This is a genomic window from Streptococcus sp. FDAARGOS_522 (assembly GCF_003812445.1).
GTDB lineage: Bacteria > Bacillota > Bacilli > Lactobacillales > Streptococcaceae > Streptococcus > Streptococcus agalactiae.
In genome coordinates this window covers 970,825-992,211 of sequence record NZ_CP033808.1, presented here as the reverse complement: position 1 = coordinate 992,211, position 21,387 = coordinate 970,825, and the positions used below count along the sequence as shown (strand labels likewise).

Genomic DNA, 21,387 nt, shown 5'->3' with positions numbered 1-21,387 from the left:
AAACTCCTTTGGGTCTAGTTTACCAAATTTGGGAGCATTCCGACAAGATTTTACTATTTAGAATGAGTTTCTTTTCCTCTGAAGTAAAATCCTAATTGCTAGCCATTTGTGGTATAATGGCATAAAACATAAGAGAAAGAGGTAATCGTAATGTCAGACGAACAAATCAAACTTGTGATTGTAACAGGTATGAGTGGGGCAGGAAAGACAGTGGCTATTCAGTCATTTGAAGATTTAGGATATTTTACAATAGATAATATGCCGCCTACTCTAGTGCCTAAGTTTTTAGAATTAGCAGCACAATCAGGAGATACAAGCAAGATTGCTATGGTAGTTGACATGCGTAGTCGTCTTTTCTTTAGAGAAATTAACTCTATTTTGGATAGCCTTGAAATTAATGATAATATTAACTTTAAGATTCTATTTTTAGATGCTACTGACACCGAGCTAGTGTCACGATATAAAGAGACACGTCGTAGCCACCCTCTTGCTGCCGACGGCAGAGTGTTAGATGGTATTTCTCTAGAGAGAGAACTATTAGCACCGCTTAAAAGTATGAGTCAGAACGTTGTGGACACTAGTGAATTAACACCAAGACAACTACGTAAGGTCATTTCTAAAGAATTCTCAAATCAAGATAGTCAAAGTTCTTTTCGTATCGAAGTTATGAGTTTTGGTTTTAAATATGGTATACCTTTGGATGCGGATTTAGTATTCGATGTGCGTTTTTTACCAAATCCATACTATAAACCAGAATTAAGAGATAAGACAGGTTTAGATACTGAGGTTTATGACTATGTCATGAGTTTTGATGAATCAGATGATTTTTATGACCATCTTCTTGCCTTAATAAAGCCAATCTTACCAGGCTATCAAAATGAAGGGAAATCTGTTTTGACTGTGGCAATCGGATGTACAGGTGGGCAACATCGTAGCACCGCTTTTGCTCATAGATTATCAGAAGATTTAAAAGCAGATTGGACAGTTAATGAAAGCCATCGTGATAAAAATAAGCGTAAGGAGACGGTAAATCGTTCATGAGAAAACCTAAAATAACCGTTATCGGCGGAGGAACGGGAATTCCAGTTATTTGGAAAAGTCTTCGCTTAGAAGATGTTGAGATTACAGCGGTTGTCACGGTTGCAGATGATGGTGGTTCGTCAGGTGAGTTGCGCTCAGTTATGCAACTAACACCACCAGGAGATCTAAGAAATGTTTTGGTTGCCTTGAGTGATATGCCGAAGTTTTACGAACAAATTTTCCAATATCGTTTTGCAGAAGGTGATGGGGATTTTGCAGGTCATCCTTTAGGAAATCTTATTATTGCTGGTGTTGCTGAAATGCAAGGTTCAACTTATAACGCTATGCAGAGTTTAACACAGTTCTTTCATACAACAGGAAAGATATATCCATCTAGTGAACATCCGCTCACTCTGCATGCTGTTTTTAAAGATGGCCATGAAGTGGTTGGAGAGAGTCAAATAGCCGATTATAAAGGCATGATTGACCATGTGTATGTCACTAATACTTATAATGAAGAGACTCCTACGGCCAGCCGCAAAGTTGTTGATGCAATTTTAGAAAGTGATATGATTGTGTTGGGGCCAGGGTCACTTTTCACCTCTATTTTACCTAACCTAGTTATTCCAGAAATTAAACAAGCTCTTTTAGAAACTCGGGCAGAGGTAGCTTATGTATGCAATATTATGACACAACGTGGTGAAACTGAGCATTTTACAGACGCAGACCACGTTGAAGTATTGAAACGTCATTTAGGACAAGATGCTATCGATACAGTTTTGGTTAATATTGAAAAAGTGCCAGAGTCTTATATGGAAAACAATCATTTTGATGAGTATTTGGTACAGGTTGAACATGATTTTTCAGGGCTTAGAAAACATGCCAGACGTGTCATCTCGTCTAACTTTTTAAAATTAGAAAAAGGTGGAGCCTTCCATCATGGTGACTTCGTTGTTGAGGAACTAATGAATTTAGTAGGAACACATTTATGAGTTTTACAGTAAAAGTCAAAGAAGAGCTGCTAGGTCATAAGAGTGAAAATAAGATGGAACTGTCAGCTATTATCAAAATGTCAGGTAGTTTAGGATTAGCTAACCACGGCCTTAACCTTTCTATTACTACAGAAAATGCTAAAATTGCTCGTCATATTTATAGCATGCTAGAAGAACATTATCATTTGCAGCCAGAAATCAAATACCATCAAAAAACGAACTTACGAAAGAATCGTGTGTATACTGTTTTTATTGAAGAAAAAGTTGATGTTATTCTTGCTGATTTGAAGTTGGCTGATGCTTTTTTTGGTATTGAAACTGGTATTGAACACTCTATATTGGACAATGATGAAAATGGAAGAGCTTATCTCAGGGGAGCATTCTTATCAACGGGTACTGTTAGAGAACCTGATTCTGGGAAATATCAACTAGAAATTTTTTCTGTTTATCTAGACCATGCACAAGACTTAGCTAATCTTATGAAAAAATTTATGTTAGATGCAAAGGTTATTGAACATAAACATGGAGCAGTAACTTATTTGCAAAAAGCAGAAGATATTATGGATTTCTTGATAGTCATTGATGCCATGGAAGCTAGAGATGCTTTTGAAGAGATTAAAATGATACGTGAGACACGTAATGATATTAATCGTGCTAACAACGTTGAAACAGCTAATATTGCTAGAACAATCACAGCTAGTATGAAGACTATCAATAATATTATCAAGATTATGGATACTATTGGTTTTGATGCACTGCCTAGTGATTTAAGACAAGTAGCTCAGGTGCGTGTGGCTCATCCAGATTACTCTATTCAACAAATAGCAGACAGTTTAGAAACGCCTCTGAGTAAGAGTGGCGTTAACCATCGCTTACGGAAAATAAATAAAATTGCAGATGAATTATAGAAGGAGATATTCACATGGCTTGTACAACAATATTGGTTGGTAAAAAGGCTTCTTATGATGGTTCGACTATGATCGCTAGAACGGAAGACTCTGTTAATGGCGATTTCACACCCAAAAAATTAAAGGTAATGACATCTAAAGATCAACCGCGTCATTACAAATCAGTTTTATCAAATTTTGAAGTAGATTTACCAGATAACCCACTTCCTTATACTTCAGTACCGGACGCATTGGGAAAAGATGGTATATGGGGTGAAGCCGGTATTAACAGTAAAAATGTAGCGATGAGTGCTACAGAAACTATTACAACGAATTCCCGCGTTTTGGGTGCAGATCCTTTGGTTTCAGATGGTATAGGGGAAGAGGATATACTCACTTTAGTGCTTCCCTATATTCAGTCAGCGCGAGAAGGTGTGGAGCGTTTAGGTGCTATTTTGGAAAAATATGGAACCTATGAATCAAATGGTATTGCTTTTTCAGATACCGAAGAAATATGGTGGTTAGAAACAATTGGTGGGCATCATTGGATTGCTCGTCGCGTACCTGATGATGTTTATGTTACTAATCCTAACCAACTAGGAATTGATCATTTTGAATTTAATAACTGTGATGACTACATGTGCTCTAGTGATTTGAAAGAGTTTATCGAACAATACCATTTAGATTTGACCTATTCTAATGAGCATTTCAATCCTCGATATGCTTTTGGTAGCCAACGTGATAAAGATCGTCATTACAACACACCAAGAAGTTGGGCAATGCAGCGTTTTTTAAATCCTGAAATTGAACAGGATCCACGTAGCTTGTTTATTCCCTGGTGTCAAAAGCCTTACCGAAAAATTACTGTTGAGGATATTAAATATGTGTTGAGTGATCATTATCAAGACAGTGTGTATGACCCATATGGACCAGAAGGGGATGCGGTAAGTAGGAGAGCTTTTCGTTCAATTGGTATCAACCGAACTAGTCAAACGTCTATTCTACAATTACGACCAAATAAATCACTTGAAACGACAGGTGTTCAATGGTTATCTTATGGCTCTATGCCATTTGCAACCATGGTGCCGTTGTTTACACAAGTTGAGACTGTACCAAACTATTTTTCGAATACAACCAAGGATGCTTCAACAGATAATTTTTATTGGACCAATCGTTTAATTGCAGCTCTAGCAGATCCACACTTTTATCAACATGAAGCTGATATTGAAAGCTATATCGAGAGAACGATGGCTCAAGGACATGCACATATTAACGGTGTTGATAGAGAAGTTGCTGAGAATAAAGAGATTGATTTTCAACAGAAAAATCAAGAAATGAGTGACTATATCCAAAAAGAAAGCCAAGAATTGTTAAATCGTATTCTATTTGATGCAAGTAATTTAATGACAAATCGCTTTTCAATGGGAGATTAAAAAACTCGGAATATTTTCCGGGTTTTTTAAGATAAAAACGCTTGCATAAGTATATAAAACTTGCAAAAAAAAAATATCGTGCTATACTTTACTAGTAAAATATTAACCGGTAAATAACGGGTTAAATAAAAAGGAGAAAAAATGAGAAAGAAATTTCTTTTATTGATGAGCTTTGTAGCTATGTTTGCAGCTTGGCAACTTGTTCAAGTTAAACAAGTTTGGGCTGATAGTAAACTTAAAGTGGTAACAACTTTTTACCCAGTTTATGAGTTTACAAAAAATGTCGTTGGTGATAAAGCTGATGTATCTATGTTAATTAAAGCAGGTACAGAACCGCATGATTTTGAACCATCAACTAAAAACATCGCTGCCATCCAAGATTCAAATGCTTTTGTTTACATGGATGATAACATGGAAACTTGGGCTCCAAAAGTAGCTAAGTCAGTTAAATCCAAAAAAGTAACAACTATTAAAGGTACTGGCGATATGTTACTTACTAAAGGCGTCGAAGAAGAAGGTGAAGAACATGAAGGACATGGTCATGAAGGGCATCATCATGAACTTGACCCACACGTATGGTTGTCTCCAGAACGTGCGATTTCTGTTGTAGAAAACATCCGTAATAAATTTGTCAAAGCTTATCCAAAAGATGCAGCTTCATTTAACAAAAATGCAGATGCTTACATTGCAAAATTAAAAGAGCTTGACAAAGAATACAAAAATGGTTTGTCAAATGCTAAACAAAAGAGTTTTGTGACTCAACACGCAGCGTTTGGTTACATGGCGCTTGATTACGGTTTAAATCAAGTTCCAATTGCTGGTCTTACTCCAGATGCAGAACCTTCATCAAAACGTTTAGGCGAATTAGCTAAATACATCAAGAAATATAACATCAACTACATTTATTTTGAAGAAAATGCTTCAAATAAAGTTGCTAAAACTTTAGCAGATGAAGTTGGCGTGAAAACAGCTGTGCTTAGTCCACTTGAAGGACTTTCTAAAAAAGAAATGGCAGCTGGCGAAGATTACTTCTCAGTTATGAGACGTAATTTGAAAGTTCTTAAAAAGACAACAGATGTTGCAGGTAAAGAAGTAGCTCCTGAAGAAGATAAAACTAAAACAGTTGAAACAGGTTACTTTAAAACTAAAGATGTTAAAGACCGTAAATTGACAGATTACTCTGGTAATTGGCAATCAGTATATCCTCTTCTTCAAGATGGGACACTTGATCCAGTTTGGGATTACAAAGCTAAATCTAAAAAAGATATGACTGCTGCAGAGTACAAAAAATATTATACAGCAGGTTACAAGACTGACGTAGAATCAATCAAGATTGATGGTAAAAAACATCAAATGACCTTTGTACGTAATGGTAAATCACAAACATTTACATACAAATATGCAGGTTACAAAATCTTAACTTATAAAAAAGGTAATCGTGGAGTACGTTATCTCTTTGAAGCTAAAGAAAAAGATGCTGGTCAATTCAAATATATCCAATTTAGTGACCATGGTATTAAACCGAATAAAGCTGAACACTTCCATATCTTCTGGGGTTCAGAAAGCCAAGAAAAATTATTTGAGGAAATGGAAAACTGGCCAACATACTTCCCAGCTAAAATGTCTGGACGTGAAGTTGCCCAAGACCTTATGTCTCATTAATATTTAAAAGATGATATCGGATACGATATCATCTTTTTTTCTTTGTACGTGATAGGCTCAAACATAGAAAAAAGCACTTCTAATAGAAGTGCTTTTAAAATTAATGCTATGCTTATTGAGCAGCGTTTGCGTCTTTGAGACCATATTTTTTGTTGAAACGGTCCACACGTCCATCTGCTTGAGTGAATTTTTGACGTCCTGTATAGAATGGATGTGAATCTGATGAGATTTCCACACGAATAAGTGGGTAAGTTTCACCTTCGAATTCTACTGTTTCTTTAGTTGATTTAGTTGAACCACTAAGGAATTTGTAACCTGTAGTTGTATCTAAGAAAACAACTGGACGATAATCTGGATGGATGTCTTTTTTCATCTTTAAAAATTTCCTTTCTGCCATAACTCGTCTGAGTCATAGTTATTAACCACTCTATTCTATCAAATAAGAATAGTCTTGACAAGTGTTTTGATAAAAAAAGTAAAATTATAAAGAAAGTATTTCCTGGATTTCTTGGTAAATAGCTTGATTCTCTTCCAAACTATAAGAATTAGCTCCGCTGGCTAAAGGATGTCCGCCACCATTATGACGTTTAGCTATTTCATTAATGATGTGTGACTTACTACGTAGGCGCACACGATAATGCCCATCGCTTTGTTCAACGAAAATTGCCCAACTTTCTACAATATCAATTTTTCCAGGTACACCAACGATTGCAGCAGTCTCTGCATCTGTTACATCGAAGCGTTTTAGGTCTTCTTGTGTTAAAGTAACGCATGCAGCGCCGTTCTTGTCAATTTTAAGTTGCTCAAAAATAAAGCCTTGTAATTTTGCAATTTTGAAAGGAAAGGAATCCATTTGACGTGCCATTGCAGAAAAATCAAAGTCAAATTCACGAAGTTTGCTAGCAATCTTCAGTGTTTTACTTGTGGTAGCAGGATATAAAAAGCGTCCTGTATCTCCTACAATACCATTATATAGAACTCTTGCTGCACTTGTTGATAACAACAAATCACAAGAAAGAGCAAAGTCTGTCACAATTTCACTTGCACTAGAGGCGTTAGTATCTACATAAGAGAGATCTCCATAGACTTCATCGTTTGGATGATGGTCAATTTTAATTAAAAAGTCACCTTTTTTATAACGTTCATCATCAATGCGTGGGGTATTTGCTGTATCTGTAACAACAACAAGAGCGCCTTGATAGTCTTGGTCGGTCACTTGATCCATTTTAGCAATCCAAGCGAGAGTGGGTTCGTCAAAACCAGTAGCAAGTACTTTTTTCTTTGGAAAATTATGCCTGATGATATCCCTTAAGCCGATTTGGCTACCAAGAGCATCAGGGTCTGGTCTCATATGTCGATGGATAATGATGGTGTCGTACTCTTTGATTTTATCAAGAATTTGTTGAAAAATAATCATTTTTTACCTACCTAACTGTTTTGTCTTTTAGTGAAGAACAAGGCTATATTGTTGACTATATTATAGCTTAAATCTTTTATTGAGGAAAGAAATTAAGATAGCGGTCACAATGTTTGTTTATTTTTATATGATGGTATGTTATTTTTTTATAAAATTCGGATACTGCTAACTAATAATCTTTTTTATAATAATATTTTGTAAATGTATTGCTTTTTAGCTAACTTTTGTTAATATAGTAAAAATGCTTTTTAATAGGAGATAAATTATGACACAAGCAGTATTAAAAGAATTGGCTAAGGCGGAGTTGCATTGTCATCTAGATGGCTCACTTTCTTTACCAGCTATTAGAAAATTGGCTAATATGGCTGATATAATACTGCCGAGTAGTGATAAAGAATTAAGAAAATATGTTATAGCTCCAGCTCAAACAGAAAGCTTGGTAGATTACCTTAAAACGTTTGAGTTTATCAGACCGCTTCTTCAAACGAAGGAAGCATTACGTTTTGCTGCTTATGATGTTGCTAGACAGGCAGCTTTAGAAAATGTTATTTATATTGAGATTCGTTTTGCGCCAGAACTCTCTATGGATAAAGGTTTAACTGCAAGTGATACAGTCCTTGCAGTCTTAGAAGGTTTAGCAGACGCTCAGAAAGAATTTAATATCGTTGCACGCGCCCTTGTTTGCGGTATGCGCCAATCGTCTCATAAAACGACCAAGGACATTATTAAACACATTGTTGATTTGGCTCCCAAAGGCCTGGTAGGTTTTGATTTTGCAGGTGATGAATTTTCCTATCCAACAGATAGTTTAGTAGATCTTATTCAGGAAGTAAAACGCTCAGGTTACCCGATGACTTTACATGCAGGTGAGTGTGGTTGTGCTAAGCATATTGCGGATAGTTTAAATTTAGGGATTAAGCGTATGGGACATGTGACAGCTTTAACAGGACAGAGGGATTTAATAAAGCGATTTGTCGAAGAAGATGCTGTAGCAGAGATGTGTTTAACTAGCAATTTACAAACAAAAGCAGCCTCAAGTATTCAAAGTTTTCCTTATCAAGAACTTTATGATGCTGGAGGTAAGATTACAATTAATACAGATAATCGTACTGTTTCCGATACAAATTTGACGAAAGAATATAGTCTTTTCGTAACTTATTTTGGAACGAAAATAGAAGACTTTCTTGTTTTCAATCAAAACGCTGTGAAGGCCTCCTTTACAAGTGATTCAGAGAAAGATACTTTACTACATAAGCTACAAGAAAACTATGACAGCTATCTAAAATAACCTTCACGATTCTTTAAAAATATGATAGAATAGTGGTAATTTACAAGTGGAGGAAGATATGGCTTTAGCAAAGATTGTTTATGCTAGCATGACCGGAAATACTGAAGAAATTGCTGACATTGTTGCTGATAAATTACGTGACTTGGGTCTAGATGTTGAAGTAGAAGAGTGTACGATGGTTGATGCTGCAGATTTTGAAGATGCTGACATTGCAATTGTTGCCACTTATACATATGGTGATGGAGATTTACCAGATGAAATCGTGGACTTTTATGAAGATTTAGCAGAGGTTGATTTATCTGGTAAAGTTTACGGCGTAGTGGGTTCAGGTGATACTTTCTATGATTACTTCTGCAAATCTGTTGATGAGTTCGAGGCTCAATTCGCATTAACAGGAGCACAAAAAGGTGCTGATTGTGTTAAAGTTGATTTAGCGGCAGAAGACGAAGACATTGAAAACTTAGAAGCTTTTGCTGAAGAAATTGCTTCTAAACTTAACTAAGCTACCAAAAAGACGAACACGAGTCGTCTTTTTAACTTTTTTACCATCTTTTGTAACTAGAATATGAGATATAGATATGGAATTAGAAGAGATTCGTCAAGAAATAGATGAAATAGATCAGCAATTAGTAAGCCTTTTAGAAACTAGAATGGGTCTAATTTTAGAGGTCATAGCATTTAAAAAGAAACATCGACTTCCAGTTTTAGATAATAATCGTGAAAACGAAGTGCTTAACAATGTATTGAAGAAAGTCCAAAACCATCAATTTGACGATGTGATACGAGCAACTTTCAAAGACATTATGACAGAATCTCGTGTTTATCAAAAGGAGAATATTGTAGACGGTGATTAAACGATTTGATAATTATGCTCAGTACGTACTTGTTTTAGGTTTTAGCTTACTAATTGGTGGTGTGGTTGGGGCTATTACAGCAGTCTTTGGACGTGTTCTATTATTCCTGACAGCCTTTAGAAGTGATTATATAGCTTACCTACTCCCTTTTCTTAGCATTGTTGGTTTATTTATAGTTTTTGTCTATCAAAAATTTGGGGGTAAGAGTGTTAAAGGGATGGGATTGGTATTTGAAGTAGGTCATGGTAATGAGGAGACTATTCCGAAACGTCTTGTTCCTCTCGTGATATTAACAACTTGGTTAACCCACTTATTTGGTGGTAGTGCAGGTCGTGAGGGGGTTGCTGTACAGATTGGGGCTACCGTTTCACACTACTTTCAAAAATATTGCCGTTTACAAAACGCTTCTCAACTTTTCCTAGTAATGGGAATGGCAGCAGGTTTTGCTGGTTTATTTCAGACTCCTTTAGCTGCTACTTTTTTTGCGATTGAAGTTTTGGTAGTAGGTCGTTTAATGGTTTCGTATGTATTACCAAGTTTAATTGCTGCCCTGACAGCAAATTTCGTCTCACATTCTTTAGGTTTAGAAAAATTTTCTCATAGTATAGCAACATCAATGGCGTTAACACCAGATATTATTCTAAAATTATTGGTTTTAGGACTATGTTTTGGTCTGTGTGGTAATTTATTTGCTTATTTATTGGCTAAAGCTAAATTAATTGCTTCTAGTAGGTTGCTAAACCCATATAAACGGATTTTCACACTTGGATTGTTAGCTACTTTTTTATTGTTTATCTTCCATTTTGGACGATATTCAGGACTGGGAACAAATCTAATTGAGGCTAGCTTCACTAATAAGAACCTTTATGATTATGATTGGTTGTTAAAATTGTGTTTGACAGTTATTACTTTGGCTGCAGGTTATCAGGGAGGAGAAGTAACTCCCTTATTTGCAATCGGAGCAAGTTTAGGAGTGATTATTGCGCCCATTTTAGGTTTGCCAGTTATTTTAGTTGCTGCTTTAGGCTATACTAGCGTTTTTGGGAGTGCAACGAATACTCTGTTAGGTCCTATCTTAATAGGAGGCGAAGTCTTTGGCTTTGCCAACACTCCTTATTTTGTTATTGTATGTCTTGTTGCTTACTCCATATCACATGCTCATACGATTTATGGTGCTCAATCTAGATAGTTAGTGATGAGTTTTAAAAGAGTTTATCAGTTTGTAGAACGGAATATTCCGTTCTCTTTTTTATTCTCTTAAAGTTTATAAAAATGGAGTTTGTCAATTTTATGAATGCAAAAATTATGTGGCTAATATAATTTCTTCAAAGAAATTGATTTTATGATTGTCATTAAAATACTGTAAAATCCAATTGAATGTGTAGGAACTTAGGTTAGGATAATGTCTACAAGCATTTAAGTCGCGATGGTGAAATGCATTATAAGATAAAAAGTTGATGTGGATTTCAACTTTATGGGAAAGAGTTAAGTGACACGAAAGCTAATATAGAAAACGTAGCTTAAAAAATCAAATATTAAATGAATTAAACTCTCAAAAATCTGAAAAAAGCTAACCTAGAAACAGTAAATCAAATTTAAATAATATACAAATAACTATTCTAAAGGATGACACCTTGTTCTTCTAGATAAAATAGCTTTACAAGTAGGTTAAAATTTGGTAGAATTGTGAGAGTGTGTGATGGACGCACAAAAAACGGCTAATCCGCTGAGACAAGTACTTAAGATTAGTAAGAGAAGGAGAATAAAAATGAATCCATTAATTCAAAGTTTGACAGAAGGTCAACTTCGTTCTGATATCCCTGAGTTCCGTGCTGGTGATACTGTACGTGTTCACGCTAAAGTTGTCGAAGGTACTCGCGAACGTATTCAGATCTTTGAAGGTGTTGTTATCTCACGTAAAGGTCAAGGAATCTCAGAAATGTACACAGTACGTAAAATTTCTGGTGGTATCGGTGTAGAGCGTACATTCCCAATTCACACTCCTCGTGTTGATAAAATCGAAGTTGTTCGTTATGGTAAAGTACGTCGTGCTAAACTTTACTACTTACGCGCATTGCAAGGTAAAGCTGCACGTATTAAAGAAATCCGTCGTTAATTTTGATGATCAGATTTTAAAAATGCTTGGTTGTTTGAGGATAGTAACTATGTTTTAAAACTGGACAACCAAGACGTAAAAAATCTGCCTGTGGGCAGTTTTTTTACTAGGTCCCCTTAGTTCAATGGATATAACAACTCCCTCCTAAGGAGTAATTGCTGGTTCGATTCCGGCAGGGGACATATTCATTGCATGTAAATAGCGGTTTAGAGCTATTTTGCCCCAAATTCGCCCCAAATTTCTCTGATTAAGTTTATCGTTCCTATCTTTTTGTTCTTGTAATTGATGTGCGTAAACTTCTAAAGTGATATTTAAATTCTCGTGATCTAAAACTTGAGAGATGGAAATTAGATAGCTTGCAAATGTATGCCTGAGAGAGTGCACTCGTACCTCGCGACCAGTTATTTTTCGGATAGTTTTATTGACTGCATTATTTGAAAGTTTGTCGAATAATCTGTCGTTTTAATTTTTTGTAAATTCATGCAAAAAAAATAATGTATCATTGTCAATTGGTATATTTCTGATACTACTTTGGTTTTTTGTTGGCAGGTATCTTTGGTTGAAATGATAATCCCAAGTTTTATTAATTGATAAATATTTGTTAGTGTAATCAATATCATTAACTGTTAAACCTAAACATTCAGCGAAGCGCATGCCAGTTTTAGCGATGAGGTATAACGCTGCATACGATTGATGTTGTGATTTTCTTTACAAATTTTTATCAAGCGTAAGTATTCATTGGTTTCAAGAAATTTTATCTCTATTTACGCCCCTTATTTTTTGCTTTAACCTTAGTGAATAAACAAAAATTTTTTTCTATATATCCCTCGTGAACAGCCATGGATACGCAGGCTTTTACATGTATGTTAAAACGCTTTACTGTATCTTGCACATGCGTTTGACTATAATGATTTATGACTTGTTGATATTTAGTGGAAGTAATATTGCAAAGTAATATATTTCCTATTATATGTTTATACGATATTCGATATTCCCACCCGTTGTCGCGTTTACGGAAATACGCCATTGATATACTCCACATTAGCTAAAGAACAGGGTGTTCAAGGCTACCTTGATGGAAAAGGCTCTCTTAGAGATATTTGTAAATGGTATGATATCTCAAGTCGCTCCGTTCTCCAAAAGTGGATAAAACGGTATACTAGTGGTGAAGACTTGAAAGCCACTAGTAGAGGATATAGCCGTATGAAACAAGGAAGGCAAGCCACATTTGAAGAACGTGTAGAGATTGTTAACTACACCATTGCCCATGGGAAAGACTATCAAGCAGCTATTGAGAAGTTTGGTGTTTCCTACCAACAAATTTATTCTTGGGTGCGTAAGCTTGAGAAGAATGGCTCACAAGGTTTGGTTGATAGACGTGTGAAAGGGTTGGAGAGTAGGCCTGATTTAACCGAGATTGAGCAACTTTAACTCAAGATTAAACAATTGGAGGAACGTAATCGTCTCTTAGAAATCGAGGTTAGTTTACTAAAAAAGTTAGAAGACATCAAACGAGGAAACAGACGGTAAGACTAGGTAAGCATTTAGCGGAGTTCCAAGTAATCAAGAATTATTACGATGAGGAATCTAATGTGCCTATTCAGGCCTTATGCCAACTCTTGAAGGGGTCTCGTTCAGGCTATTACAAGTGGCTCAATCGTCAAAAAACAGATTTTGAGACAAAAAATACAAAGCTAATGGCTAAAATCAAGGAACTTCATAGACTCTACAATGGTATCTTAGGTTATCGCCGTATGACAACATTTATTAATCGTCAACTTGGGACAACTTAAAACAAGAAACGGATTCGTTGATTGATGAACATTCTGGGGATTAGTTCAGTCATTCGTCGTGTTAGCCATGCTTGTACAAAAGCTGGTGACAGATTTTACGAAGAAAATATTCTTAATCGTGAATTTACAGCCACAGCTCATAACCAGAAATGGTGCACAGATGTCACCTATCTTCAATACGGTCTGGGAGCTAAAGCTTATCTCAGTGCGATTAAAGACCTGTATAACGGTTCTATTATCGCTTATGAGATTAGTCACAACAATGAAATCCACTTGTTATGAAGACCATTAAAAAGGGGCTAGAGCTCAATCCAGGAGCCACACCTATCATCCATAGCGATTGAGGTAGTCAATATACTTCCAAAGAATACCGTTATATCATACAACAAGCTGGTCTGACCTTATCCATGTCCCGGATTGGCAAATGTATTGATAATGCACCAACTGAAAGTTTCTTTGGGTTTTTCAAGACTGAGTCTTACCACCTTAAGAAATACAACTCTTATGATGAGTTGGTCAATGATGTGGCACGTTATATCGAATTCTACAACACACAACGTTATCAATCAAAATTAAACAACCTGACTCCTCTAGAATTCAGGAATCAGGTTGCATAACTTATCTTTTATTATTTGACTGTCTACTTGACAGGGAGCCGTTCAGATTGCTTAACCTTTCTAAATTTGCTAAAATAGCTACAAGAAAACGAGCCATTTAATGCTTATTTCTTATACTGTCTTGCCTCACGCTCTCCTCGACCAAAAATTGAGCGTGAGGCTTTTTGTTTCATTAAACGATGATATTTCCATATTCATCAGTTTGTTTTCCGAGAGCCATCAAAGCTTCGATAAGGTCGATAATTCCAGGAATAAAGGTAATTCTAAAAATAATATATAAAAAAACCTGGCCTATTTTTCCTGCGTAAAATTTATGCGCTCCAATGCCGCCCAAAAGAACGTTAATAAAACATAAACTACTATGTTAGCATAAGACTTTATTTTTACAACTGAATTTCATATAAATGGATTAGAGTAAGGGATAAAAGAAATTAGCATAGCTCTTTTGAAAATAAAAAAATTAATATAATATGGAAAAAATTTTATTTCATAAACGTTTCATAAAAGGTATGTAATCTAGTATTTAGGCAACACTATTTTGTCACTGGTGTCTAGTAACTTATAGATTGATAATTTTACTAGTAAACGTAATTCTTCGCTTTAAGAGTTAAATGTCTATTTATTGTAAGCTAAATTGGGAGGTGAACTTATGTAAAATTAGATAGGTACTGTCAAGTACGGGATGATTATTGAAACAGCCAGTATGCATCATAAAATCTGTATTGCTTAATAACTATTTCCTTAACCAGACATCAGTTCATTGTTTATCATCGCTACCCTAAGTCTAGTTTTTTCAATAGAGCATTAGGTAGTTTTTGATAATAAAACTATATAAACATGAGAATTAGATTTCGTATCGCATTCTTCATAATGAGTTATTTGAGATTTTCCTTTGAATAAATAGATACGAAATTCAGTAACTTCATATATAAACGGTTCTATCATTGAGATAGTTTGTCAAATGAAGAAATTTTAATGGAAATAGTTTTAAAAACATTAGTTGTAGGCGATGTAAAAATATTAATCCAGTGGATGCAATAGTTGCGGAGTAAAAATAGAGAGGAGTAATTAGGAAGTGATAAAAAATGCTATAGCATATATTACCAGAAAAAAAAATAGAACACTTATTATATTTGCTATTTTAACAATTGTTCTTTCTTGCTTGTATTCATGTTTAACAATAATGAAATCAAGTAATGAAATAGAAAAGGCTTTATATGAAAGTTCTAATTCTTCAATATCAATTACAAAAAAAGATGGTAAATATTTTAATATTAATCAATTTAAGAATATTGAAAAAATAAAAGAGGTTGAAGAAAAAATATTTCAATATGATGGATTAGCAAAATTGAAAGATCTTAAAGTAGTTAGTGGTAAGCAAAGTATAAATAGAGAAGATTTATCTGACGAATTTAAAAATGTTGTTTCACTAGAAGCTACAAGTAATACTAAAAGAAATCTTTTATTTAGTAGTGGAGTATTTAGTTTTAAAGAAGGAAAAAATATAGAAGAAAATGATAAGAATTCAATTCTTGTTCATGAAGAATTTGCTAAACAAAACAAACTAAAATTGGGTGATGAAATTGATCTTGAATTACTAGATACGGAAAAAAGTGGAAAAATAAAAAGTCATAAATTTAAAATTATAGGAATCTTTTCTGGTAAAAAACAGGAAACATATACAGGATTATCATCTGATTTTAGCGAAAATATGGTTTTTGTAGATTATTCAACTAGCCAAGAAATATTAAATAAATCAGAGAATAATAGAATTGCAAATAAAATTTTAATGTATTCTGGTAGTTTAGAATCTACAGAGCTTGCCTTAAAGAAATTGAAAGACTTTAAAATTGATAAGTCAAAGTATTCTATTAAGAAAGATAATAAAGCATTCGAAGAGTCTTTAGAGTCAGTGAGTGGAATAAAACATATAATTAAAATAATGACTTATTCGATTATGTTAGGTGGAATAGTTGTTCTTTCATTAATCTTGATTCTATGGTTAAGAGAAAGAATTTATGAAATAGGTATATTTTTATCTATTGGAACAACTAAGATACAAATTATAAGGCAATTTATATTTGAGTTAATATTCATATCAATACCAAGTATAATATCCTCCTTATTTTTAGGGAATCTACTATTAAAAGTAATTGTAGAAGGATTTATTAACTCAGAGAACTCAATGATTTTCGGTGGAAGTTTAATAAATAAAAGCAGTTTTATGTTAAACATAACAACACTTGCAGAAAGTTATTTAATATTAATAAGTATTATTGTTTTATCAGTTGTAATGGCCTCTTCATTAATATTATTTAAGAAACCAAAAGAAATATTATCAAAAATAAGTTAGGAGAAAATAATGGATATATTAGAAATAAAGAATGTAAATTACAGTTACGCAAATTCTAAAGAAAAAGTTTTGTCAGGAGTAAATCAAAAATTTGAACTTGGAAAGTTTTATGCGATAGTAGGGAAGTCAGGAACAGGAAAATCCACACTTCTTTCCTTACTTGCAGGACTTGATAAAGTTCAAACAGGAAAAATCTTGTTTAAGAATGAAGATATAGAAAAGAAAGGATATAGTAATCACAGAAAAAATAATATATCTTTGGTATTTCAAAATTATAATTTAATAGATTATTTATCGCCGATTGAAAATATTAGACTAGTAAATAAATCAGTAGATGAGAGTATCTTGTTCGAATTAGGTTTAGATAAAAAACAAATAAAAAGAAATGTTATGAAATTATCTGGTGGTCAGCAACAAAGGGTAGCTATTGCTAGGGCACTGGTATCAGATGCCCCAATAATACTAGCTGATGAGCCTACCGGTAACCTAGACAGTGTTACTGCTGGAGAAATAATTAATATATTAAAGGAATTAGCTCAAGATAGAAATAAATGTGTAATAGTTGTAACACATAGTAAGGAAGTAGCAGATTCTGCGGATATCATTTTAGAACTAAGTGGTAAAAAGTTGAAAAAAGTAAATAAAATGAATTTGGAGGTTGAATAATGATAAAAAATGCATTTGCTTATGTAACTAGAAAAAGCTTAAAATCATTAATTATTATATTAGTTATTCTATCAATGGCAACTTTAAGCATCATTAGTTTATCTATTAAAGATGCCACAGATAGAGCTTCTAAGGAAACATTTGCTAATATAACAAACAGTTTTTCTATGGAAATAAATAGACAAGTAAATCCAGGAACACCTAGGGGTGGAGGAAATGTAAAAGGTGAAGATATTAAAAAGATATCTCAAACAAACAGTATAGACTCCTATGTAAAAAGAATAAACAGCGTCGCAGACCTAGTTGATCATGATATAATTGAAACTCAAGATACACTTGCAAATCAATCACCTGAAAGAGCAAAGAATTTTAAGAGAACAGTTATGTTAACAGGGGTTAATGACTCAGCAAAAGAAACAAAATTTGTATCAGAAGCATATAAGTTAGTAGAAGGAAAGCATTTAGAAAATAAAGATAAAATTAAAATTTTAATGCATAAAGATTTGGCAAAAAAAAACAATCTCAAAGTTGGAGATAAAATAAAAATAAAATCTAATTTGTTTGATGCTGACAATGAAAAAGTTGCAAATGAAACTGTAGAAGTAGAAATTAAAGGTTTATTTGATGGTCATAATAGCGGTGGGGTAAGTGCAGCACAAGAACTATACGAAAATACACTAATCACTGACGTTCATTCAGCTGCTAAAGTTTATGGTAATACAGAAGATACAGCCGTATACCAAGATGCAACATTCTTTGTAAAAGGTGATAAGAATCTTGATAGTGTAATAAAAGATCTTGGGAAACTAGATATAAATTGGAGAGAATATAATTTGATTAAAAGTTCATCAAATTATCCTGCGCTGCAACAATCTATATCCGGTATCTATTCTATTTCAAACAAATTATTTGTTGGCTCATTAATATTTGCAGGAGTTGTAGTTTCATTATTACTTTTCTTATGGATGAATGCCAGAAAGAAAGAAATAGCAGTATTACTATCATTAGGTATATCTAAATTAGAAATTTTTGGTCAATTTATAATCGAGATGGTATTTATATCCATTCCCGCACTTCTTGGATCTTATTTCTTAGCTCAATATACAGCTGATAAGCTAGGGAATAATATATTGAATAAAGTTACTGGCGATATAGCTAAACAAATAGCTAGACAATCTGCATCTAGTCAATTAGGCGGGGGGGCAGAAGCTGAAGGATTCAACAAGACTCTTTCAGGTTTAGATATAAATGTATTACCTAAATTCATAATTTATGTAGTTATATTTATGAGTTTTGTACTTCTTGTATCATTGATTCTTTCTTCAATTTATACATTAAGAAAGAATCCAAAAGAGTTATTAATTGATAATAATTAAAATTTTCGGTGATTTATATCACCGAATGTTTTTTGACTTATAAAAATCAAATAATATACTGTATAATATTATGTATAGATTTAAATGGAGGTATCTATGAAAATATTAACTGTTGAAGATGATAAGTTGATAAGAGAGGGAATAAGTGAATACCTTTCAGAATTTGGATATACTGTTATTCAGGCTAAAGATGGAAGGGAAGCCTTGTCAAAATTTAATAGTGATATAAACTTGGTTATCTTAGACATTCAGATACCTTTTATAAATGGTTTAGAAGTGTTGAAAGAAATTAGAAAGAAAAGCAATTTACCAATTCTAATTTTGACTGCATTTAGTGATGAAGAATATAAAATTGATGCATTTACTAATTTAGTAGATGGATATGTAGAAAAACCATTTTCATTGCCTGTTTTAAAGGCTAGAATAGATTCTTTAATTAAGAAGAATTTTGGACATTTAGAGAAGTTTGAATATAAGAATCTTTCGGTAAATTTTAATAGTTATACAGCTAAAATAAATGATGAAAAAATAGATGTAAATGCAAAAGAACTCGAAATACTAAAATGTTTATTGGATAATGATGGACAAGTTTTAACAAGAATGCAAATTATTGATTATGTCTGGAAGGATAGCGAAGAGATCCCTTATGATCGAGTAGTAGATGTATATATAAAAGAACTTAGAAAAAAATTACAATTAGACTGTATAACTACTATAAGAAATGTAGGATATAAATTGGAGAGAAAATGAAGAAATTAAAAATATTCCCAAAAATGTTCATACAAATATTTTCTATTCTTGGAATACTAATTATATTAGTTCATTCATTATTCTTTTTTATCTTTCCTAAAACATATTTGGAGACGAGGAAAGTAAAAATCCACATTATGGCAGATGAAATTTCTAAAAATATGAATGGAAAAGAGTTAAAATATTTAGACCAAACTTTGGAGCTTTATTCTAAAAGTAGTGACATAAAGGTATTTATAAAAAAAAATAATAACAAAAATGAATTACAAATAAATGATAATATAAATGTTAATGTAAAAAGTGATAGTAATTCTTTAATAATTGAAGAAAGGGAAATTAAACTTCATGATGGCAAAAAAATACATCTTCAATTTGTTTCAACAGCTGATATGCAAAAAGACGCGAAAGACTTGAGCCTTAAGTTTTTACCATATTCTTTATCGATATCATTTCTTTTTTCCATTGTTATTTCTTTAATTTATGCTAAATCTATAAAAAACAATATACAAGAAATAACTATGGTTACTGATAAAATGATAAAACTTGACAAAGAAACAAGATTGAAAATTAGTTCTAATGATGAAATTGGACAACTAAAACAGCAAATCAATGACTTATATTGTGCTTTATTGAATACAATTAATGATTTGGAATTTAAAAATAAGGAAATTTTAAAGTTAGAAAAATTGAAATATGATTTTTTTAAGGGGGCGTCCCACGAACTTAAAACTCCTCTTTCCAGCCTAAAGATATTACTTGAGAATATGAAATATAATATCGGAAAATATAAAGATAGAGACTTTTATATCAGTGAGTGTATTAATATTGTAGATAACTTAACAAAGAATGTCTCGCAAATATTATCTTTTTATTCTATAAAAGACTTGAATAATGATGAAGAATATTTAAATGTTGGTGATACATTAGATGAAGTATTAGAAAAATACTCTATCTTAGTAAATCAAAAAAAAATAAATATTAATAAGGAATTATTAGACTATAATATTTATATAGGAAAAACGGCACTAAATATTGTATTTTCTAATTTGATTAGCAATGCAGTAAAATATACTAATCGAAATGGAATAATTAATATCAAAATAGCTAATGATTGGTTACTTATAGAAAACTCATATGATAAAAATAAAATTTTAGATGCTAGTTTTGATCTAAAATTGGATAATAGTAATGGATTAGGATTAAATATAGTAAAGAATATACTTAATAAGTATAATATAAAGTATGAAATATTACATGGTGAAAATTATTTTATATTTAAAATAAAAATAATCTCTTGAGTAATAATCATACTATTGGACTAATGTCAAATAAGTAGACAGAAAACCGTGTTATTTTATTGCGTTAAAATAATTTTCTTCTTTCTGATTAGGGGTTAGTCCTAGATTAGCCGTATGTGGGATGTAATTGTTATAAAAATTCTCAATGTATTCAAAGCAGTCTAATTGAACCTGTTTGATATTTTGATAATTTTTTTGGTTGATTTGTCTATGCTTTAAATACTTGAAAAATGCTTCAGTTACGGCATTATCATAAGGATATCTAGGTTTAGAAAAAGAATGCATGATATTGTTGTCATCAATTATTTTTCTAAATTCCCTGGCCTTAAATTGTGACCCTTGGTCGGAATGAAAGAGAAGTGTTCCTTCAATCTTTCTTTTATTAAGAGCTAATTCTAGAGTGTCACATGCTAACTTTGCATCCATACGATGACTCAATTTCCAAGCAATATATTTTCTAGAATAGAGATCAATTATTGCGCAGAGATAGACATATTTCTTATATCCAATAGAAATATAGGTGAAGTCAGTAGACCATACTTGATTAGGTTTATCAGGATTAAATTTCTGGTTGAGTAAGTTTTGAGGATACGTTTTTTGAGTCTTTTTAAGAGCTGTTTTTGTCTTAACGGTAGCCATTTTAGGGAGCGCCATATTCTTCATCAGACGGTAAATTCTTCCTTCAGAGATTTTTGTGTCTTTTAAAACAGGTTATAACACACAAAGTGTTGTCTATTTTTATAGTATACATCCATACTCGCATAACCATGAGATAATCACTAAAACAAGAGTCGCCTGACACTAGCGACTCTTGTTTTTATTTGCTAAAGAAAGATATAGATGTTATGATTAATAAAAATAATAA

20 protein-coding genes, 1 tRNA gene and 2 pseudogenes are annotated in these 21,387 nt (G+C 32.9%); 17 read left to right on the top strand and 6 right to left on the bottom strand.

Translation table 11 applies throughout. The features are described 5' to 3' along the window. Positions 1-150 precede the first annotated feature (150 nt). The 5 genes from rapZ to EGX70_RS04875 all read left to right on the top strand — a co-directional run bounded on the left by rapZ (position 151) and on the right by EGX70_RS04875 (position 5,994). Positions 151-1,041: an RNase adapter RapZ gene (gene rapZ / locus EGX70_RS04895; protein ID WP_001278848.1), complete on the top strand. Its 891-nt coding sequence runs from the start codon at positions 151-153 to the stop codon at positions 1,039-1,041. Next, positions 1,038-2,012 (top strand): YvcK family protein, encoded by a 975-nt coding sequence (locus tag EGX70_RS04890; protein WP_123947970.1) that lies wholly within the window; start codon positions 1,038-1,040, stop codon positions 2,010-2,012. Before rapZ ends, EGX70_RS04890 begins: the two co-directional genes overlap by 4 nt. Beyond that, positions 2,009-2,920, top strand: coding sequence for a DNA-binding protein WhiA (whiA, locus tag EGX70_RS04885; RefSeq protein WP_000011316.1), 912 nt, complete (start codon positions 2,009-2,011; stop codon positions 2,918-2,920). The genes EGX70_RS04890 and whiA overlap by 4 nt, the downstream gene beginning before the upstream one ends. 14 nt (positions 2,921-2,934) lie before the next feature. Continuing rightward, the gene (locus EGX70_RS04880) at positions 2,935-4,332 is read left to right on the top strand and encodes a C69 family dipeptidase (RefSeq protein WP_000752452.1); all 1,398 of its coding nucleotides are present in this window, start codon (positions 2,935-2,937) and stop codon (positions 4,330-4,332) included. A 141-nt stretch (positions 4,333-4,473) separates the two neighbouring features. After that, positions 4,474-5,994, top strand: a complete 1,521-nt coding sequence (locus EGX70_RS04875; protein ID WP_001227406.1) for a zinc ABC transporter substrate-binding protein AdcA — start codon at positions 4,474-4,476, stop codon at positions 5,992-5,994. Between the two features lie 112 nt (positions 5,995-6,106). Here the strand turns inward: EGX70_RS04875 and EGX70_RS04870 are convergent, their stop codons facing one another. After that, on the bottom strand, positions 6,107-6,367 hold the full coding sequence (locus EGX70_RS04870; protein WP_000710757.1) for a type B 50S ribosomal protein L31: 261 nt from the start codon (positions 6,365-6,367) through the stop codon (positions 6,107-6,109). A 108-nt stretch (positions 6,368-6,475) separates the two neighbouring features. Beyond that, a complete protein-coding gene (locus tag EGX70_RS04865; protein ID WP_000583238.1) occupies positions 6,476-7,411 on the bottom strand; it encodes a bifunctional oligoribonuclease/PAP phosphatase NrnA in 936 nt (311 codons plus the stop codon). A 265-nt stretch (positions 7,412-7,676) separates the two neighbouring features. On the opposite strand from EGX70_RS04865, the gene add reads away from it, so the two are divergent. From add to EGX70_RS04835, 6 genes are all read left to right on the top strand, one after another. Beyond that, positions 7,677-8,699, top strand: coding sequence for an adenosine deaminase (gene add, locus EGX70_RS04860; RefSeq protein WP_000189639.1), 1,023 nt, complete (start codon positions 7,677-7,679; stop codon positions 8,697-8,699). A 58-nt stretch (positions 8,700-8,757) separates the two neighbouring features. Further along, positions 8,758-9,201 (top strand): flavodoxin, encoded by a 444-nt coding sequence (locus EGX70_RS04855; RefSeq protein ID WP_001162136.1) that lies wholly within the window; start codon positions 8,758-8,760, stop codon positions 9,199-9,201. 76 nt (positions 9,202-9,277) lie between these two features. After that, complete coding sequence (locus tag EGX70_RS04850) at positions 9,278-9,553, top strand: chorismate mutase (protein WP_000418127.1); 276 nt, start codon at positions 9,278-9,280, stop codon at positions 9,551-9,553. Beyond that, positions 9,546-10,742, top strand: coding sequence for a voltage-gated chloride channel family protein (locus EGX70_RS04845; protein WP_000595708.1), 1,197 nt, complete (start codon positions 9,546-9,548; stop codon positions 10,740-10,742). Before EGX70_RS04850 ends, EGX70_RS04845 begins: the two co-directional genes overlap by 8 nt. A gap of 579 nt (positions 10,743-11,321) precedes the next feature. Further along, a complete protein-coding gene (rplS, locus tag EGX70_RS04840; RefSeq protein ID WP_001068667.1) occupies positions 11,322-11,669 on the top strand; it encodes a 50S ribosomal protein L19 in 348 nt (115 codons plus the stop codon). 110 nt (positions 11,670-11,779) lie between these two features. After that, a tRNA-Arg gene (locus tag EGX70_RS04835) sits at positions 11,780-11,851 on the top strand. Between the two features lie 280 nt (positions 11,852-12,131). Here the strand turns inward: EGX70_RS04835 and EGX70_RS11200 are convergent. Further along, complete coding sequence (locus EGX70_RS11200) at positions 12,132-12,323, bottom strand: hypothetical protein (RefSeq protein ID WP_253257588.1); 192 nt, start codon at positions 12,321-12,323, stop codon at positions 12,132-12,134. A gap of 106 nt (positions 12,324-12,429) precedes the next feature. Continuing rightward, positions 12,430-12,696, bottom strand: a complete 267-nt coding sequence (locus EGX70_RS04825; protein WP_001872365.1) for a hypothetical protein — start codon at positions 12,694-12,696, stop codon at positions 12,430-12,432. Positions 12,697-12,716: 20 nt separating this feature from the next. On the opposite strand from EGX70_RS04825, the pseudogene EGX70_RS11195 reads away from it, so the two are divergent. Next, a pseudogene (locus EGX70_RS11195) lies at positions 12,717-14,079 on the top strand (IS3 family transposase); the annotation flags it as partial. Between the two features lie 172 nt (positions 14,080-14,251). On the opposite strand, the gene EGX70_RS04800 reads toward EGX70_RS11195, so the two are convergent. Next, positions 14,252-14,413, bottom strand: coding sequence for an NINE protein (locus EGX70_RS04800; RefSeq protein ID WP_000508794.1), 162 nt, complete (start codon positions 14,411-14,413; stop codon positions 14,252-14,254). A gap of 741 nt (positions 14,414-15,154) precedes the next feature. On the opposite strand from EGX70_RS04800, the gene EGX70_RS04795 reads away from it, so the two are divergent. The 5 genes from EGX70_RS04795 to EGX70_RS04775 all read left to right on the top strand — a co-directional run bounded on the left by EGX70_RS04795 (position 15,155) and on the right by EGX70_RS04775 (position 20,522). Then, positions 15,155-16,432 carry an ABC transporter permease gene (locus EGX70_RS04795; protein WP_000594366.1) on the top strand — a complete coding sequence of 426 codons (1,278 nt, stop codon included), beginning with the start codon at positions 15,155-15,157 and terminating at the stop codon, positions 16,430-16,432. A 9-nt stretch (positions 16,433-16,441) separates the two neighbouring features. After that, complete coding sequence (locus EGX70_RS04790; RefSeq protein ID WP_000353149.1) at positions 16,442-17,098, top strand: ABC transporter ATP-binding protein; 657 nt, start codon at positions 16,442-16,444, stop codon at positions 17,096-17,098. Beyond that, positions 17,098-18,474: an ABC transporter permease gene (locus tag EGX70_RS04785; RefSeq protein WP_123947968.1), complete on the top strand. Its 1,377-nt coding sequence runs from the start codon at positions 17,098-17,100 to the stop codon at positions 18,472-18,474. Before EGX70_RS04790 ends, EGX70_RS04785 begins: the two co-directional genes overlap by 1 nt. 96 nt (positions 18,475-18,570) lie before the next feature. Next, a complete protein-coding gene (locus tag EGX70_RS04780) occupies positions 18,571-19,224 on the top strand; it encodes a response regulator transcription factor (RefSeq protein ID WP_000699093.1) in 654 nt (217 codons plus the stop codon). Next, positions 19,221-20,522, top strand: a complete 1,302-nt coding sequence (locus EGX70_RS04775; RefSeq protein WP_000734168.1) for a HAMP domain-containing sensor histidine kinase — start codon at positions 19,221-19,223, stop codon at positions 20,520-20,522. Before EGX70_RS04780 ends, EGX70_RS04775 begins: the two co-directional genes overlap by 4 nt. Positions 20,523-20,573: 51 nt before the next feature. On the opposite strand, the pseudogene EGX70_RS04770 reads toward EGX70_RS04775, so the two are convergent. Further along, a pseudogene (locus tag EGX70_RS04770) lies at positions 20,574-21,221 on the bottom strand (IS3 family transposase); the annotation flags it as partial. Positions 21,222-21,387 lie beyond the last annotated feature (166 nt).